Origin of the sequence: Paenibacillus sp. FSL R7-0048 (genome assembly GCF_038004505.1) — a bacterium.
Classification (GTDB): Bacteria; Bacillota; Bacilli; order Paenibacillales; family Paenibacillaceae; genus Paenibacillus_AQ; species Paenibacillus_AQ odorifer.
This window is the reverse complement of sequence record NZ_JBBORF010000001.1, coordinates 5,180,368-5,197,568: the sequence shown is the minus strand read 5'-3', so window position 1 is coordinate 5,197,568 and position 17,201 is coordinate 5,180,368. Positions and strand designations below refer to the sequence as shown.

Sequence of the window (17,201 nt, the reverse complement as noted above, 5' to 3'; positions counted from 1 at the left end):
AATCCCAGTTCGCTGCGTCTAACTTATAAAGTTCTAGCAAACTACATTGGAGGAGAATGAATATGAGAGCTACACCCATAAACCGGACTATTAGGAAGGTTACACTTACCGCATTATGTATTTTGCTTGTATTGCTGAGTGGCAGGGTAATGGCGGAGCCGTCTCCGGCACAAAAGACAACCGCGGTATTCACAGCGGAGATGCAGAGTGCCTTGGAAGGGGCACAGAATGTGCTGCTGACGATACAGCCATTCCCGGACGAAGCAGCCGTAGGTTTCTTCAAGAACGGGCGCAGTCTGCCCAAGGGATATCTGGAGCAGACTGCCGATAAGATTCTGGAACAGCGGGGCAAGTTCACCAAGGTGGCAGAGCTAACTCGAACAGCGCTGGCTTACAGTGCTGCGGGGGGCAACATCAACAACATCGCTGGTATTGATCTTTATCCATTCCTGATGAATCATGCCGGAATTGATTCGGAAGGGGCAGCAGCGGTAGCAACCGCCTATATTACCTCGAAGAATTCCATTTCAAATTCATTGGAGCGGACAAACCGTTACCCCGATTTGCTGTTTTATCAGTTGCTTGATATGCAGCTAGCGGATGGCAGCTGGCCGCTGGCCGGGCAGAAGCAAGGAGATCTGGTAGCTACTGCCTGGGTACTAACCGCACTTGCTTCGGAAGTGAGTTCAGAACAAACAGCGCAGCCGATCGAGAAGGCTTTGTTGTGGCTTAAGAGCAAGCAGCAGCTAGACGGAGGGTTCGATGGTAAAACTGCGACGACAGCGCAGGTGATTGTTGCTTTATCCTCGCAGGGGGTCGATGCAGCAGATTTCACCAAGGAAGGCGGAGCCTCGCTGCTGGACCATTTGCTGGCGCGGAAGCTTCCGGGTGGCGGCTTTACACAGACAGCAGGCGGAGGGAACGATAGTCCCGCAACTGTGCAAGCCTATCTTGCCCTGACTTCCTATAAGCTGCTGTCCAAGCAGGCTGGCATGCTGTATAGCGGACTGCATCATGCTGGACTTGACCGGGCAACGATTCAGGTCGAAGGACCCGGTGGCACCGTTGCCGGGGGGCATATTGTTGGCGGAGATGCTGTGAAGGCAGCGGCAGCTTTTTTACAGGCGAAGGGTCTGGCGTATAAGCTGAATGCGGATGCAGCTAAACCGGCCTTCACAGCTATCGAGGGGATTCAGAACGGGCGATACAATGGACGCGGAGAATGGAAGATTGCTGTATTCAGCGGGGGCAGTGCATGGATGTATCCTGAGAATAGCCCGTACAGACTGATGATAGGCAATGGGGATCAGCTGCTTGTTTACTACGCGGACGATACAGAACTGCTTGACCGGATGGAAGTGAAATGGAAAGATAAAAACGGCCAGGAAATGGGTGGATACGCAAGCGCCAATATGCCGTTTTCCCTCCATATCACCAAGTCAAACGGTCAGCTGGGCGGTCTTCCGGCTTTCGGCGCTACTGTGACACTTCAAGGAAAAAGCGTAGTGGCTGACAGCATGGGAAAGGTGTCATTTGCCGGCATGAAGCCCGGTGTCTATCCTGTGCAAGTCACCAAATACCGTAAAGATGCCGCTCCAGCACTTTCCAAACGGACGTTTGCGCTGCATGTCTCTTCCCCGGAATTGGCCAGCTTTACGGATGCCAATAAAGTCGCAGCTTGGGCACGTTTGGATATCGCAACAGCGCTCAGCAGCGGATATATTCAGGGCGTAAGTGCCAGCGGAAATGTGCTGGCTCCTAAGCAGAAGCTGACCCGGGCTGAATTTCTGACCCTGCTGCTGCGGCTATTGCATGAGTTCCCCGCTGCCAAGGCCACTTCTAGCTTTAAGGATGTTCCGGCGGACAAATGGTACAGCCGTACCATCGCCAAGGCTGAGGAGCTGGGCATTATCAGCTCTCCAACCGGTAAGTTCGAGCCGGACCGCGGTATTACGCGGGAAGAAGCGGCGGTTATGGTAACCAAAGCCGCCCGGTTGTCTACGTACGGCAGCCCGGACCGTGTGAAGTTTGCCGATACTTCCGGTTTGTCAGAGGCGAGCCGCCAGGCGATTCAGGCCGTGAATGAACATGAAGTAATGACCGGCAGCGGGGGCCGCTTCGATCCAAAGCAGATTCTGGTGCGTGAGCAGGCAGTGGCAATTTTAGTCAGACTGCAGAAATTAATCCCGGAAGCCTTCTATTAATGGAATAAACGTCCAGGGATATGATAAGCTTCAGATAGAGTTATCACATCCAGTGCAGAGGAGGCAAATCTATGAGCCGCTTGATCACAGGCAACATATATTATGGATTTCAGGTCGTTAATGAGGAATTTATCCGGGAGATCGATTCCGCCGTATTCACGATGGAACATCTGAAGAGCGGCGCCAGGCTGCTTTTCGTGCAGAATCAGGATGACAACAAGGTATTCAGCGTAAGCTTCAGGACCCCGCCTGAAGATAGTACAGGGGTCTTTCATATTTTGGAGCATTCTGTATTATGTGGTTCGGAGAAATATCCGGTGAAGGAACCTTTTGTAGAATTGCTAAAGGGTTCGATGCAGACATTCCTGAATGCATTTACGTTTGGGGATAAGACGATGTATCCGGTGGCAAGCCGGAATGAGCAGGATTTCTCCAATCTGATGGAGGTCTACCTGGATAGTGTTTTTCAGCCGAATATTTATAAGCAAAAGGAGATTTTTGAGCAAGAGGGCTGGCATTACGAGCTTCAGCAAACAGAAGCTGAGCTGATCTATAAAGGCGTGGTTTACAACGAGATGAAGGGTTCCTATTCCTCGCCGTTTACGGTACTGATGGACAGGATCAAAAAGTCGTTGTATCCAGACACGATTTATCGTCATTCTTCAGGTGGAGATCCGCAGGAGATTCCTGCGCTTACGTATGAGCAATTCCTTGAGGCGCACAGCAATTATTATCATCCGTCCAACAGTTATTTTTATCTGTACGGAGACGTCTCTATTGAAGAGAAGCTGCAATTTATAGACCAGGAATACCTTAGCCGTTATGAAAAAAACAGCTTTGATACCTCCATTCCCCTACAACAGCCTACCGGAATGACGGAGCTGGTAGCGGATTATCCGATTCTGGAAGCAGAAACGGCCGACGACAAAACTTATTTGAGTCTGAACTATGTAATTGGAACCTCTACGGATCGGGAACTGAATCTGGCTTTTGATATTTTGAAAAGCATGCTGATGGACAGCAATGCAGCTCCGCTTAAGCAAGCCCTGCTGGAAAGCGGTCTGGGCAAAGATGCCTTTGCTTTTTATTCCGACAGTATGGTTCAGCCGCTGCTTGGCATTACTCTGACACATTCGAACGCTTCCGCCAAAGATGCCTTCGTGGAGCTGGTGAAGACCACATTAAGCAGTTTGGTTAAGAACGGGCTGGATGAGAAGCTGGTGCTGGCGGCGGTCAACAGCAAAGAATTTGAGCTGCGGGAAGCGGACTTTAGCCGATATCCAAAGGGACTTACTTACAATATCGAAGTGATGAAGTCCTGGCTCTATGACGGTCAGCCGTCTACTCATATGCTTTATGAAGAGGTATTCACTACCATTCGGGAAAAGATAACGGATCGTTATTTTGAGAAGCTGATTGAGGTCTACTTACTGAACAGTGATCATTGCAGTCTGGTGGTGCTGAACCCGTCCAAGACGATTGCAGCCGACAAGGAAGCGAGCACCCAGCGTCAATTAAGTGAATACAAATCATCACAGCAACCAGACCAGCTGGAGCAGCTTGTGCAGAGTACACAGCATCTTCTGGCGCGGCAAGGTCGTGCAGATGCAGCCGAGGATTTGCAGAAGCTGCCAAGTTTATCTCTACAGGACATTAACCGCAGTGCTGAACCTCAGGTGCCATCCCATGAATATAACCTTGAGGGTCTAAAGCTGATCCACCATGACGTATCTACTCAAAAGATTGCGTACTGCAAGTTTTATTGGGATACGAGTGTTGTGGCTCCTGAGCAAATTCCTTATCTTGTGCTGCTGGCAGAGGTATTGGGCCAAATGGAGACAGCTTCTTACAGCATTGAAGAGCTCACTAGTGAAATTGGGATCAAAACCGGAGGCATTCATTTCAAAAATGAGATCTTTGGCGCTGCAAAAGATACTGGGGCCAGTTATCAGCCTAAATTCACTGCGCAGGTTAAGGTGATGGCGGGGCATATTGGCGAATCGCTGGATCTGCTGCGTGAGATGCTCTATACCAGCGCGCTCGATAACTTGACGAAGCTACAGGAAATCGTCCGGCGGGAAGCCTCACAGATGGAATCCGTCCTGAATCAAAAAGGTAATGAAATCGCGGCCAGCCGCCTGATGTCTTATTTTTCGGACATGGGAGCGTATCAGGAACAACAGGGTGGCGTGGCCTATTACCGCTTTATCCGTGAGCTTGCCGAGAAGATCGATCAGCAGGGAGCTGAGGTGGCAGACACGCTGAAGGATATCTGTACGGTTTTATTCAATAAACAGAATTTAATCATCAGCGTGACGGGTACCCCTGATTTGTATGAAGAATTCGCCGCTAATGTAGCGAAGCTGGATATTCAGGATCGGCCAGTGGTGAATAAACCTAAGATTACGGCGCAGGGGCATGCGGATAATGAAGGTTTTATGTCTTCCAGCCAGGTGCAATATGTGGTTAAAGGCTACGACTTCAACAAGCTAGGATTTACGTATTCCGGCAAAATGCAGGTGCTCAAAAAAATCATGAGCCTCACCTATCTGTGGAATGCCGTGCGCGTGAAGGGCGGAGCTTATGGCGGCAGCCTGATGCTGCGCAGAGATGGGATATTGATGTTCACTTCCTACCGTGATCCCAATTTGCAGGAGACGCTGGAGGTTTATGATCAGGCGTACCGATTCACCGAAGGATATGAAGCGGATGCCGACGAGATGACCAAAGCAATTATCGGCACCCTGTCCATGTTGGACCAGCCGCTGAGCCCAAGCGCTCAGGGACGGCGGGCGGACCGGCATTATTTTGAACAGGTGACCGGGGCCGAGCTGCAGCAGGAACGGGATGAAATCTTGTCGACCACACCGGAAGACATCAGACAGTATGCCGATTTGCTTAAGGCTGTGACGGAACAAAATTATTTCACAGTTGTCGGCAATGAATCCAAGCTGAAATCAACAAAAGGCTTATTTGGAAACCTAGAAGAACTTGTGATGTAATTCTCTCTATAAACTCCTCTTCAGTACCTGTCTACTCGACAAGTGCTGGAGAGGAGTTTTTGTATTTAGTTAGAACCTTGACAGTTAGAGTTCTATCTATTATGATAATGATGTTACTTAGAGTTCTAACTAATCCGCAAGAGGAGGAAATAACAATGAACAAACCCGTGGTAGACACACCATTTTCTAATTTAATACGAGAGATTGGGATGAAAATAAAAGGTACAGCTGACACCAGGTTAAATGAGTTAGGTCTGAACTCACAACAAGGCCGCATGATCGGCTATATTTTTGAGAATCAAGCAGAAGGGGTTATTCAGAAGGATTTAGCGGAGGTCTTTAACAGGAAGGGGGCGAGCATTACCAGTATGCTTCAGGGGTTGGAGAAGAAAGGGTATATCCAGCGTGTCACTCCTGAAAATGATGAACGTCAAAAGAGTATTTTTGTATTGGAAAAAGGTGCTCTTTTAGTGGAAGAGTTCAATGAGATTTTCTCTGAGGTAGAAGCAAGCATTACTAAGGCGCTTAGTCCGGAAGAAACTGCAACCCTAAAGTCGTTACTTCAAAAAGTTAGTTCAAGTTTATAAACGTTCGGAGGTTCACTTATGACAAATGAGTTCTCAAATCAATATTATTTAGAGTCGGCGCCCATGAAAAAAGCGATCGCTCATTTATCGATTCCCATGATGATTGGGATGTCTGTGGGTACTATTTATAATGTAATCAATGCTTACTTCATCGGCTTATTACACAATACCAGTATGCTGACCGCAATCACGCTGGGCCTGCCTATTTTCACCGTTTTAATGGCTTTTGGAAATGTGCTGGGGGTAGGCGGAGGAACATTTATAACTCGCTTGGCGGGGCAAAAAGAGACGGAAAAAGGGAAAAAGGTTGCCGGATATACTTTTTACGGGAGTATTGTAGTGGGGCTTCTTATCGCGCTCATCGCTTGGTTAGCTATTAATCCGATCACGCGAATGCTTGGTGCAGATGCTGCTACCTTAGACTTTACGAAGTCTTATGTGCTCACTCTTTTTGCAGGCGGATTTGCTGTTGTGCTTAATTTTGCTTTGGAACAACTGGTCCGTTCGGAAGGTGCCTCGAAGGAATCGATGTATGGTATTTTTATCAGTACGGCTTTAAGTTTGATTTTTGATCCTTTATTTATTCTCGTGCTGAATTGGCATGTTGCCGGAGCTGCTTTGGCTATGGTTTTAGCAAATTTGGGCTCTGCCATTTATTATATTTACTTTTTGGAAACGAAAAGTGAGCATTTAAGAGGATTTTTGAAGCATTTCAAGATATCTGTACGAGATCAGCTTGAGGTTTATAAAATAGGTACAGCCGAGCTATTGCAAGCCAGTTTTTTAATTGTCAGCACGCTTTTGTTAAATAACTATTCCATTCAATATGGGGAGAGTGTGGTCGCCGGATTTGGTGTGGCTTTAAGAATTGTGCAGATTCCAGAATTTTTATCGATGGGTTTATTTTTGGGATTGATTCCGCTATTTGCTTTTAACTTTGCTAGTAAAAATACGGAGAGACTTAAATCCAGCATCAAATACGCTTTTGCATATATAGGCAGCATTGCAGTTGTTTTTGTAAGTCTAGTATATGTGTTTAGAGGAACGATTCTTCATTGGTTCTCAGGCGATCCTTCTGTGTTAAGCATGGGAACTTATATTTTGGCAGCGATGCTGATCTCCGCTTTATTTAATGGATTTACCGGATTATTTATGAGCATTTTTCAAGCAACAGGGCAAGGCACACCCACTACTATTATGGCGATAAGCCAAGGTGTATTATTTATACCGATGATTATCGTATTGCATTCTATTTTTGGCCTGCATGGTGTGATTTGGTCGATGACTGTGACTGAGGTAATAACGAGTGTGATGGGTATGGTTTTGTTTATGATTTTTCGGAAAAAGCTGAATAGTGCGGGCGTTGATGGAAAAGGTGCTGTAGAGGTTACGCCGGTATAACGCGATTGCTTTATGTAAAACTCAATATGGATTTTGTTTACTGCGGGAGCTTGGCTCGCGCTTTTTTTGCGTTGTGCAAAAGAATTCATAACTAAAGGATCGGTAAAATTCGTTCCAAAATGAACAATTCTAGTTCTTATGAAGACTGCTTACTTTTTCTACAATTATGGATAAGTAAAGGAGGAGAACTATGATACGCAAAAAAAGGTTTCATCTTAACATGGACACACGCGAAGCGATGGCGGGATATCTATTCGTTGCTCCGCTTATGCTTGGGCTGATCATCTTGACGTTGATCCCGGTGCTGGGCTCACTGCTGTTAAGCTTCACGGACTGGAACTTTGTGGCTGGGTTAGGGGGGATTAAGTTCGCGGGCGTAGATAATTTCATCAGACTGTTTCATGATGATGCTTTTATGAAAAGCTTGCTGAACAATTTGCTCTTTATTATCACAGTACCGGTTACGATCATCGTTGCCCTGCTGCTGGCTATCCTGATTGATAAACAGGTTTTTCTGAAGGATTTGTTTAAAGTGATTTATTTCCTTCCGTACATTTCCAGTGTAGTTGCCATCGCTATGGTTTGGCAGGTTATGTTTCACCCTTCACTGGGACCCGTCAATCAATTCCTGATGTCACTGGGGTGGAACAACCCACCCAAATGGTTAGCGGATATCCATTATGCTCTGCCGTCGCTGATGTTGATTCAAGTCTGGATTCAGCTCGGTTACAACATTATTATTTTTATTGCAGGTTTACAGAGTATTCCTAAGGATCTTTATGAAGCGGCTGATATTGATGGTGCCAACGTCTGGCGCAAATTCCGCAACATCACGGTTCCCTGCATTTCGCCAACTACCTTTTTCCTGCTGGTAACAGGGGTTATCGGCTCATTTAAAATCTTTGATCTGATACAAGTATTGACCCAGGGTGGACCGGCTAACTCCACGACCGTTATCGTCTACGAGTTATATGATACAGCCTTCAATCAGCTGAAGACGGGTTACGCCTCTAGCATGGCACTCGTTCTGTTCCTTATTTGCCTGATCATTACAGCCTTGCAGATGTTGGCGCAAAAAAAATGGGTCAACTATTAAAGGCGGAAAGGAGAAATTACAGTGAAAAAAGAGCTTTTATCCAGAACCTTCTGGACCATTGCCATGGGACTGCTAGGTATCGCATTTCTTTTACCGTTCCTATGGATGTTATCCACTTCCTTTAAGCTGGAGAAAGATGTGTTTAACTTTCCGATTCAATGGTTGCCACAGCAGTGGAACCTCATTGAAAATTATAAACAGGTGTGGTCGGGTGACTTTGCTCGCTATTATGGAAATTCCATTTATATTACGCTGGCTACGACTATAATTAATGTGCTAATATGCGCACTTGCTGCTTATGGGTTCTCCAAGCTGCGTTTTCCGGGCAGGGATGCGATGTTTATAGTTGTATTGGCACTTTATATGGTTCCTCCGCAGGCATCGTTGGTTCCACAGTTTCTACTGTTTAACTGGCTGAATTTGATTGACACACATTTGGGATTAATCCTGATTAACAGCTTTAGTATTATTGGAGCGTTTATGCTCAAGCAATTTTTTATGGGGGTAAACAACGAGTATCTTGAATCGGCGCGGATGGATGGAGCAGGGCATTTTCGCTCTTTTCTACAGATTGCCTTTCCGCTGATCCGTCCCGCTGTAGCTACTTATGCTATTTTGCGCTTTATTTGGACCTGGAACGACTATCAATATCCACTCATTTTTTTGAAATCCAAGGAGCTGTTTACGATTCAGCTGGGGATCCGGTTGTTCGGCGACCAATACGGGGATGTCTATTCACTCATGATGGCTGGTGCGGTATCTGCAATCCTGCCGTTGCTGATCATTTTTGCACTCGGACAGAAGCAGGTTATTGAGGGAATTGCCCTCGGAGGTGTGAAAGGATAATAAAAGTCAAAATAGTTTCTCTTCGGTAGAATATGAGAACTTTCCTCGTCAATCCTGCATGTTAGGATGTTCTTGTAAGCAGTTACATAGTCACTGGTTATTAAGCGAGTAATGCCCAACACATTTATAGGAGGGTCTATATGAAAAAGAAATTATTATCTGCATTCATCATCACATCGATGGCGTTATCATTGGCCGCTTGCGGCGGAAATGCGAAAACCAATAATGCAGGAGCGACTAATGCACCCGATGCTGGTGGAAATTCAGAGCCTGCAGCAGAGAAGGTTACCCTGAAGCTGAGCACCTGGCAGACAGAAGCCAAAGCGAAATGGAGCACGATTATCGCGGAGTTTGAGAAGACGCATCCCGATATTCATGTGGAAGTAGATTTGCTGAATGAAAAAGGTGATTCGGTTGCCTCAATGCAGAAGCTGGATTTGATGGCGGCTGCGAGCGATCCGCTGGATATTGTCGAACTGCCTTATACCAACTATTCACAGCGTGCAGATATCGGTTTGTTGGAACCGATGGATGACTATATTCAGAAGGAAGGTTATAAACTCGCAGATGAATATCTGGTGGACACTACGGTCAATGGCAAAATCTATGCATTACCGTCTTCCATGCAGCGCTGGTTCGTGCTCCTTAACAAAGAAATGTTAGATGAGGCGGGCCTTCCGGTTCCGACCGACTGGACATGGGCGGATTTCGAAGAGTATGCCAAGAAATTGACCAAGGGTGAGGGCGCAACGAAACGTTTTGGTGCGTATTTGCATAATTGGCCGGATTATTTCCAGCTCCAGCTGATGAGCAAGTCTACGGATAATACTTTTCTAAAAGCTGATGGAACCTCCAATGCACTTGACCCGCAATTTAAGGCTAATCTGCAGATGATGAAGAAAATGATGTACGAAGATAAGAGTGCCACTCCTTATGAGGATATTATTTCGCAAAAACTAGCCTACCGGAATCAGTATTTTAACGGTTTAGCAGCGATGCTTCCGATGGGCGACTGGATGGTTGCGGAATCGGGTGGAACGGATGCCATTCCGGCAACCTTTGTTACCGCGTTTGCGCCGATCCCCCGTCTTGACAGTGAGAGCAAACATTACTCACCCGTACAGCCGACCTACATGGGAATAGCCGCTAAATCCAAGCATAAGGAGGCTGCCTATACCTTTGTGCGCTGGTATACCTCAGAAGGACTGGAAATCGGTGGACGCGTTTTCTCTGGCTGGGCCAAATCGGATACGAATAAATTAGTGGATACAATTGTGAGTGGTTCTAAGGATTCCTCTAAGATTGATGTAGATTCTCTGAAATATACGATGGAGAACTCGACACCTGGTGCAACGCAGGTTCCGGCTAAATATGCGGATGAAGCTAAGAACAACGTTATTCCAGAAGCGGAGATGTATCTCCTTGGCCAACAGGATCTGGATGTCACAGTTGCCAATATCGATAAAAAAATAACGGAAGTTGTTCAGAACAATAGCGGAAAGTAAGCGGAGGCTGATTGTACGCTTTTCAAAGGGGGCTTATAATGTGGGGGCAGGAAAGCATTTCTGCCTCCTGCTCCAAATTCAAACAGATGTGGGGCCTGTAATCCGTGTTTAGAAAGCATCAATCCCTCCGTAAGAAACTTGTCTGGTCATCGCTGATCTGCGTGCTGATCCCGCTTGTCTGCATTTACATGGTTACAGATTATTTGACCCGGGATCTCATTCTGGAGAAAGCGGTTGGTAGCGCAAGAGAATCTTTAAATGCAGCCAGCGCCAATATGAATGCCATATTTGAACAGACACTGGAACAGTCCAACTTTGTGCTCCAGAACAGCGAGATCAGGCAGATGATGTCTGCCGATTCAGAGTCGCTCCGTGCACCAAAGCAGATCATTCAGTATAACCGTATGTCGCGGATGCTGGATGATATGTTTGTTTTAACAGAATATTTGAAGGTGACGTTAATCGGAAAAAATGGTTTGATTTATACCAGCTATCCTTACAGTGACTTTAACCCGAAAAATTTCTACAACAAAAATTGGACATCGTTGCTGAAACAAATTCAACCCATTTCGACTTATTGGAGAGCGGAGCACGATACGTACTACAATTATTCTGATAAAGGCTCAGCTGATTGGGTAACCATTGCGAGGCCGATTCAATCGACCTCCAGCAGTACCATCGGATATTTAATTATTAATATCAATGAGCGTAAGCTCCGTCCTTATCTAAATAACGATAATGATAAAGAGATGATGCTTTTGGATGACAAGGGAACTGTAGTTTCCCATGCTGACAAGACCCGAATCGGAGAGACGATGACGTGGTTGAAAATGGATGGCGAGCTTGACACTGTGGAAATCGACGGAGAGAAGTTTTTATATGTTGATCAGGAGCTGAGCAGTAACAAATGGCGGATGGTCAGCATTATCCCGCTGAAGGCAGCCTTGTCGAAAAATAAGCAGATTTTATTTATCAGCCTGGCGGTGCAGATTCTTTTCTTTACCTTGTTTTCCGTTCTCTTAACCGTTCTAATCTCAAAGCTGACTCAGCCAATCGTAAAATTAAGCGCTTTTGTAAAGCGAATAGGTCGTGGTCAGTTGGATGAACGTTCGTTCATTCGAGGGAATAATGAGGCAGCACAGCTCGCCCGCACCATTGACCAGATGCTGGATCGGATCGAGTCTATGATTGAACAAATCACTTATGAACAGACGGGAAAAAGAAAAGCCGAACTAGAGATGCTGCAAGCGCAGATCAATCCACATTTTATGTTTAATCTGCTGAATTCGATTCGCTTAAATATCCTGATGCAAGGCGATCGGGAGAATGCTGAGTTGATTGGTTCGCTGTCGTCTTTGCTCCGGATGACCTTTAACAGAGACAATGAGTTTATCCCGCTTCGTGAGGAGACAGATACGATATCGCATTATGTCACTTTAATGAATTTCCGCCATGCCAATCAGGTCAGGCTGGAAATGAATTTAGCGGACGGTAGCGCTGAAGCACTGGTGCCTCGATTTATGATTCAACCCATGATCGAGAATGCCATCATCCATGGCTTCGAGCAGTTTGGTGGCGAGATTTTTATTGAAGCTCGTATTGTTGCAACTACGGGAAGCTTGGTTATCACCATTAAGGATAATGGGATCGGGATGTCGCCGGAAACTTTAACAAGACTTCGTGAAACCGCATACAGCAGCGAACAAATTACAGAGGAGGACAGAAAAGGGTTCTCCGGCATAGGTTTACGCAATGTGGCCCAACGCCTCAGTATGATTTATGGCGCTTCTTTTAAGCTGAATATTCAAAGTGAACCTGATGTGGGCACAGAGATTTGTCTGGAGTTTCCTCTGGATTACGGAAAGGTGGGTGTGGAGAATGCTGACGGCAATATTGGTGGATGATGACTATCCGGTTATCCGTTATTTGTCGCAGGCCGTACCTTGGAGTGAGCTCGGTATTGAACTCATCGGATGTTATTATAGCGGTCTCGAGGCTTGGGAAAAAGCACAGCAGAGTCCACCAGATCTTATTATTACCGATATTGGCATGCCCAAGATGAACGGGCTGGAGATGCTGGAGCTATTCAGAGCTGTGCAGCCCGGAATCCGTGCGATTATTCTCTCCTGCCACAACGAATTCAAATACGCCCAGCAAGCGCTGAAATTAAACGTAGGAGAATATATTTTAAAAGAATCACTGGATATTGAGCAGTTACAGCAAGCGATTAGCACCCTTGTGGCGGAAGTGGGACTGAATAGGCAGCAGCATACAGAGATGCTGGTTTATAAGCAAAAGCAGTCTCAAAATCGCGCCGCGCTGAAGGAAAAGTTTCTAAAAGATACCTTGTATCAATCCTGGGATAAGGGGGCTTGGATCGAGCAGGCCCGATCAAACGGAATTATGATCCATGCCAAAAACTATATCCCGCTGGTTATTGTAATTGATCGTCCAGAGGAAGCTTCAAGGGTGCGCCGGATGAGTGAATATACGATTTCTTTTGCGGTTGAGAATATTATGCAGGAAGTGCTTGAGGCTGATCACAGTCTGTTTATTTCGAGATACAGCCATAAGGAGATTGTCATTCTTTTTTGCAGCGACCAGCCTTCCAAAGATCACCAGGCTATCTATCACTCCATTCAAAATGCAGCCTCTGCGGTTCAAAAATATCTTAAACTCTCTGTCTCTTGCTTATTTGGCGCTGAGGCGCGCAGTCCTGAGGAAATTCGCGGAACATTGCAGCGGATGCTGAGGGAGAAAATACAGCGCTTTTATCTCCCTGCGGCGGGAATCCACCGTTTTGAAGAAGTCTGCTTTTCCGGAGAAGATATTTATGCTGAATATGGAACCTTGTACGCTGTTATCAATGATGATATTGCCTTGAACAGGAACACGGAGCTTCGCGTTCATGTAAAGGAATGGAGGGAATGGGTGGCCTCGCAAAAATTCCATCCGAATGAAGTCAAGGAATGTGTGCTTCGCTTGCTGATGGACTTGCAGATGAAGACGAAACAGCTTCTGCAATCTCCATTGCCTATAACCGAAGAAAAGCTATTTAGCGTGGTTGGTGACATTGAAACTCTGGAGCATTTGGAACAATGGCTGGTGCAGTACTTGGAGGAATTAGCGCGGAAAATAAGTATGTTCTCCATCAAGTCTAAACGGAGTGAGGTCATCAAAGCCCAGCAGTTCGTGATTAGTCATGTGACGGAGAAAATAACGCTGGAGGACATGGCAGGCCGCCTTAACTTAAATGCCAGTTATTTCAGCCGCTTATTCAAACGGGAAACAAACCAGAACTTCATCGAATATGTAAATATGCTAAAGCTTCAGAAGGCAAAGGAGCTGCTTAACCAATCTGAAAAGACAGTGGAAGAGATCTCCGAGTATCTGGGATATGCCAACAAAAGTTATTTCATCAAGCTGTTTAAACGGGAAATGGGCATGAGGCCTAGTGAATATGCCACTTGGCATTGAGTGTGGACAGGAGGAAACATTGCTGTGGGAATAAAGGGCACTAAAAATGAATTACAGATGTTCCTAAATGAACTATATACTCCACTGGAGCGCAGATTTACCTCTGGTTGTGCAGGAATTAATATGGGCGCTACAGGATCGATATACAATGAAGCTACAGCGCTTATGGAAGCTTTCGCCCGTCCTCTATGGGGCCTTGTTCCCCATGCCAGCGGTGGAGGGGAAAGTGCACTCTGGCCGATGTTTCTGGAAGGGATCATCAACGGAACAGACCCGGAGCATGAAGAATATTGGGGGCAATTTACTACCAAAGATCAGCGTATGGTAGAGCAGGCCGTGTTGGGACTGGGGCTTGCTCTTGCACCACATAAAATGTGGGAGCCGCTGAGTGACACGCAGAAAATAAATGTATATAACTGGCTAAATCAGATTAATCATGTGGATCGTTCCAATCCGAATAACTGGCTGATGTTCACGGTTCTTGTAAATGTGGGCTTCAAGAAAGTCGGATTACCTTATGATCAGAGCATAATGGATGATTATCTAGCGCAGATCGATAATTACTATCTTGGTGACGGTTGGTATTCCGATGGATTGACCGATCAGAGGGACTATTATATTGCTTTTGCTATGCATTATTATACGCTGATATACGCTAAGCTGATGGCGGATGATGATCCTCAGAGAGCTGCTGTTTATCGGGAAAGATCCGCACGATTTGCCGAGGATTTCATTTATTGGTTCGCTGAGGACGGAAGCGCACTTCCTTTTGGTCGTAGCCTGACCTATCGTTTTGCACAGGTTTCATTCTGGAGTGCGCTGGTGTATGCAGATATGGTTCCTTTTTCATATGGCGTTCTTAAAGGAATCATTATGCGCCATTTTCGTTGGTGGTTTGAACAACCTATTATGGGATTAGACGGACTGCTTAGCATCGGATATGCTTATCCGAATCTAGTCATGACAGAGAACTACAACGCCCCCGGATCTCCGTATTGGGCCTTTAAAGCTATGCTTATTCTTGCCTTGCCAGATGATCATCCTTTTTGGCAGGCGGAGGAAGAGCCGTTGCCTATTTTGAAAGAGGTACGGGCTCTCCAAGAGGCGCGAATGCTTGTGAGTCGTCCGGAAGGAAACAGGCAGGTTATTGCCTATACCTCTGGCCAGATGGCTAACTTTGATATGGCCCATAGTGCAGCCAAATATTCTAAATTTGCATATTCCACTCTGTTTGGCTTTAGTGTCCCGAAAGCGGGTTACGGGTTGGTTCAAGGCGCTTACGATTCTACACTCGCACTATGCGAATGTGATGAACACTATCGGGTACGCAGATTCTGCGAGACCTGGGAAATCGGGGACAGCTATGTATATTCCCGCTGGCATCCCTGGAGTGATGTACATGTGGAGACATGGATTATTCCGGCAGGTCTATGGCATGTTCGTGTTCACAGCATTCATACTGCACGGCGGCTGGATGTAGCGGAGGGTGGATTTGCCATTGGCCAGTCAGCTGGCTTCTCGCACAGTGAACGGGAAATCATTAAGGTATCGAACACTGCTGTTTCGGTGCAGCTGCCCTTGGGAATCAGTGCCATACATAGGCTAAGCGGCTTTGATCGGGGAGAGTGCGTATATCCCGAGCCAAATACCAATCTGCTGAAGCCGCGGACACTTCTTCCGAGCTTGTGCTCCAGACTGGAACCGGGAGATCAAGTATTGATATCTGCTGTCTTCGGAGCGACGAATACTCCGGAGAACCAGGCAAGTCTTGCTTCACCGCCGCTTATTCAATGGCACTCGGACGGAAGGGTTGCTGTATACGAACCTAGTAACGATACACTTTTGCATACTGTTGATTTAAGGGAAGGGAGAAACAAAGATGTGGAATAAGGCTATTGAGGATGCGATTCACAAAGTTGGGAGCAATATGGCTAACCATCCGGGCAAACTGCCTCATATCGCTGAGGGGCAACAGTACGAATGGGGAGACAACGACGACTGGATAGAGGGTTTCTATGTTGGGATGATGTGGCTTGCTTATGAATATAGTAAGGATTCATGCTATAAGGAGGCGGCAGCCTCTTGGTTAGGGGACTTCAAGCATCGTCTGGATCAGCACATCGCCCTGGACCATCATGACATTGGTTTCTTGTATACACTGACCGCAGTAGCGGAGTGGAAAATAACGGGCAGCGAAGCGGCGCGAGCTGTCGGTCTGCAAGCTGCGGACACGCTGTGCAAGCGCTGGCGTGAACCAGCAGGGATTCTTCAGGCCTGGGGACTGGAGAGTGACCCGGAGAATGCGGGACGTATCATTATTGACTGCTTGATGAATTTACCTCTATTATTCTGGGCAGCTGAGGAAACAGGAGATAAGCGCTATTATGAAATAGCGCTCGAACATGCGTTTAAGAGCCGGAAATTTCTTGTGCGTGGGGATGCCTCCTCTTACCATACTTTTTATTTTGATCCGGCTACCGGAAATGCAATTCGTGGAGGAACACATCAAGGTTATGAGGACGGATCGACCTGGACACGTGGTCAAGCTTGGGGAATATACGGTTTTGCTCTGGCGTATCGCTATACGCAGAATGAGGATTTTCTTAAGACTTCTAAGAGCCTAGCGGATTATTTTATCAGCCATCTACCGGAGGATAGTGTGGCTTATTGGGATTTCGATGTGCCAGTGGGAGCGGAGACCCCTCGCGACAGCTCGGCTTCGGCGATTGCGGCAGCCGGTCTTTTGGAACTGCTCGATCACCTAGGCGTAGACGATCCGGACCGGGCCATTTATGAAGTTGCTTTACACCGTAGTATGAAATCCCTAGTGGAAGATTATGCGACATCTGGAAATCGGGAAGCAGAGGGACTTCTAAAGCATGGTTCTTATCATGTGAGAGGTGGACGTGTGCCTGATGGTCATATGATTTGGGGAGATTATTATTATATGGAAGCGCTGATCCGCTTGCAGACCGGCATCCGAGGCTATTGGTAGTGGGATGTTAGGGTGGGGCAAGGTTTATCCTATAGAAGAAGGAAACTGCTAAGACTAATCTCTTAGCGGTTTTTTTTGTGTGGACTAT

Annotated in this window: 11 protein-coding genes; all 11 read left to right on the top strand. The window is 46.5% G+C overall.

All coding sequences use genetic code 11. The annotated features are described in order from the left end of the window. Positions 1-62: 62 nt before the first annotated feature. The 11 genes from NSQ91_RS23240 (at position 63) to NSQ91_RS23190 (ending at position 17,113) form a co-directional block, all read left to right on the top strand. Positions 63-2,204 (top strand): S-layer homology domain-containing protein, encoded by a 2,142-nt coding sequence (locus NSQ91_RS23240; RefSeq protein WP_340920042.1) that lies wholly within the window; start codon positions 63-65, stop codon positions 2,202-2,204. Positions 2,205-2,275: 71 nt separating this feature from the next. Continuing rightward, the gene (locus tag NSQ91_RS23235) at positions 2,276-5,206 is read left to right on the top strand and encodes an insulinase family protein (RefSeq protein ID WP_340920039.1); all 2,931 of its coding nucleotides are present in this window, start codon (positions 2,276-2,278) and stop codon (positions 5,204-5,206) included. Between the two features lie 155 nt (positions 5,207-5,361). Continuing rightward, positions 5,362-5,793 (top strand): MarR family winged helix-turn-helix transcriptional regulator, encoded by a 432-nt coding sequence (locus tag NSQ91_RS23230; protein WP_038572665.1) that lies wholly within the window; start codon positions 5,362-5,364, stop codon positions 5,791-5,793. An 18-nt stretch (positions 5,794-5,811) separates the two neighbouring features. After that, entirely contained in the window at positions 5,812-7,194 is a 1,383-nt protein-coding gene (locus NSQ91_RS23225; protein ID WP_076302667.1) for an MATE family efflux transporter, read from the top strand. A 190-nt stretch (positions 7,195-7,384) separates the two neighbouring features. Further along, positions 7,385-8,290 carry a carbohydrate ABC transporter permease gene (locus NSQ91_RS23220; RefSeq protein ID WP_036683142.1) on the top strand — a complete coding sequence of 302 codons (906 nt, stop codon included), beginning with the start codon at positions 7,385-7,387 and terminating at the stop codon, positions 8,288-8,290. Positions 8,291-8,353: 63 nt separating this feature from the next. Next, on the top strand, positions 8,354-9,136 hold the full coding sequence (locus NSQ91_RS23215; RefSeq protein ID WP_052097522.1) for a carbohydrate ABC transporter permease: 783 nt from the start codon (positions 8,354-8,356) through the stop codon (positions 9,134-9,136). Between the two features lie 140 nt (positions 9,137-9,276). Next, positions 9,277-10,641 (top strand): ABC transporter substrate-binding protein, encoded by a 1,365-nt coding sequence (locus tag NSQ91_RS23210; protein WP_340920036.1) that lies wholly within the window; start codon positions 9,277-9,279, stop codon positions 10,639-10,641. Positions 10,642-10,745: 104 nt separating this feature from the next. Beyond that, the gene (locus NSQ91_RS23205; RefSeq protein ID WP_076281335.1) at positions 10,746-12,545 is read left to right on the top strand and encodes a cache domain-containing sensor histidine kinase; all 1,800 of its coding nucleotides are present in this window, start codon (positions 10,746-10,748) and stop codon (positions 12,543-12,545) included. After that, entirely contained in the window at positions 12,520-14,118 is a 1,599-nt protein-coding gene (locus NSQ91_RS23200; protein WP_076130272.1) for a response regulator transcription factor, read from the top strand. The genes NSQ91_RS23205 and NSQ91_RS23200 overlap by 26 nt, the downstream gene beginning before the upstream one ends. A gap of 24 nt (positions 14,119-14,142) precedes the next feature. Then, on the top strand, positions 14,143-16,008 hold the full coding sequence (locus NSQ91_RS23195; protein WP_340920031.1) for a DUF2264 domain-containing protein: 1,866 nt from the start codon (positions 14,143-14,145) through the stop codon (positions 16,006-16,008). Further along, positions 15,998-17,113 (top strand): glycoside hydrolase family 88 protein, encoded by a 1,116-nt coding sequence (locus tag NSQ91_RS23190; protein WP_076218435.1) that lies wholly within the window; start codon positions 15,998-16,000, stop codon positions 17,111-17,113. The genes NSQ91_RS23195 and NSQ91_RS23190 overlap by 11 nt, the downstream gene beginning before the upstream one ends. Positions 17,114-17,201 lie beyond the last annotated feature (88 nt).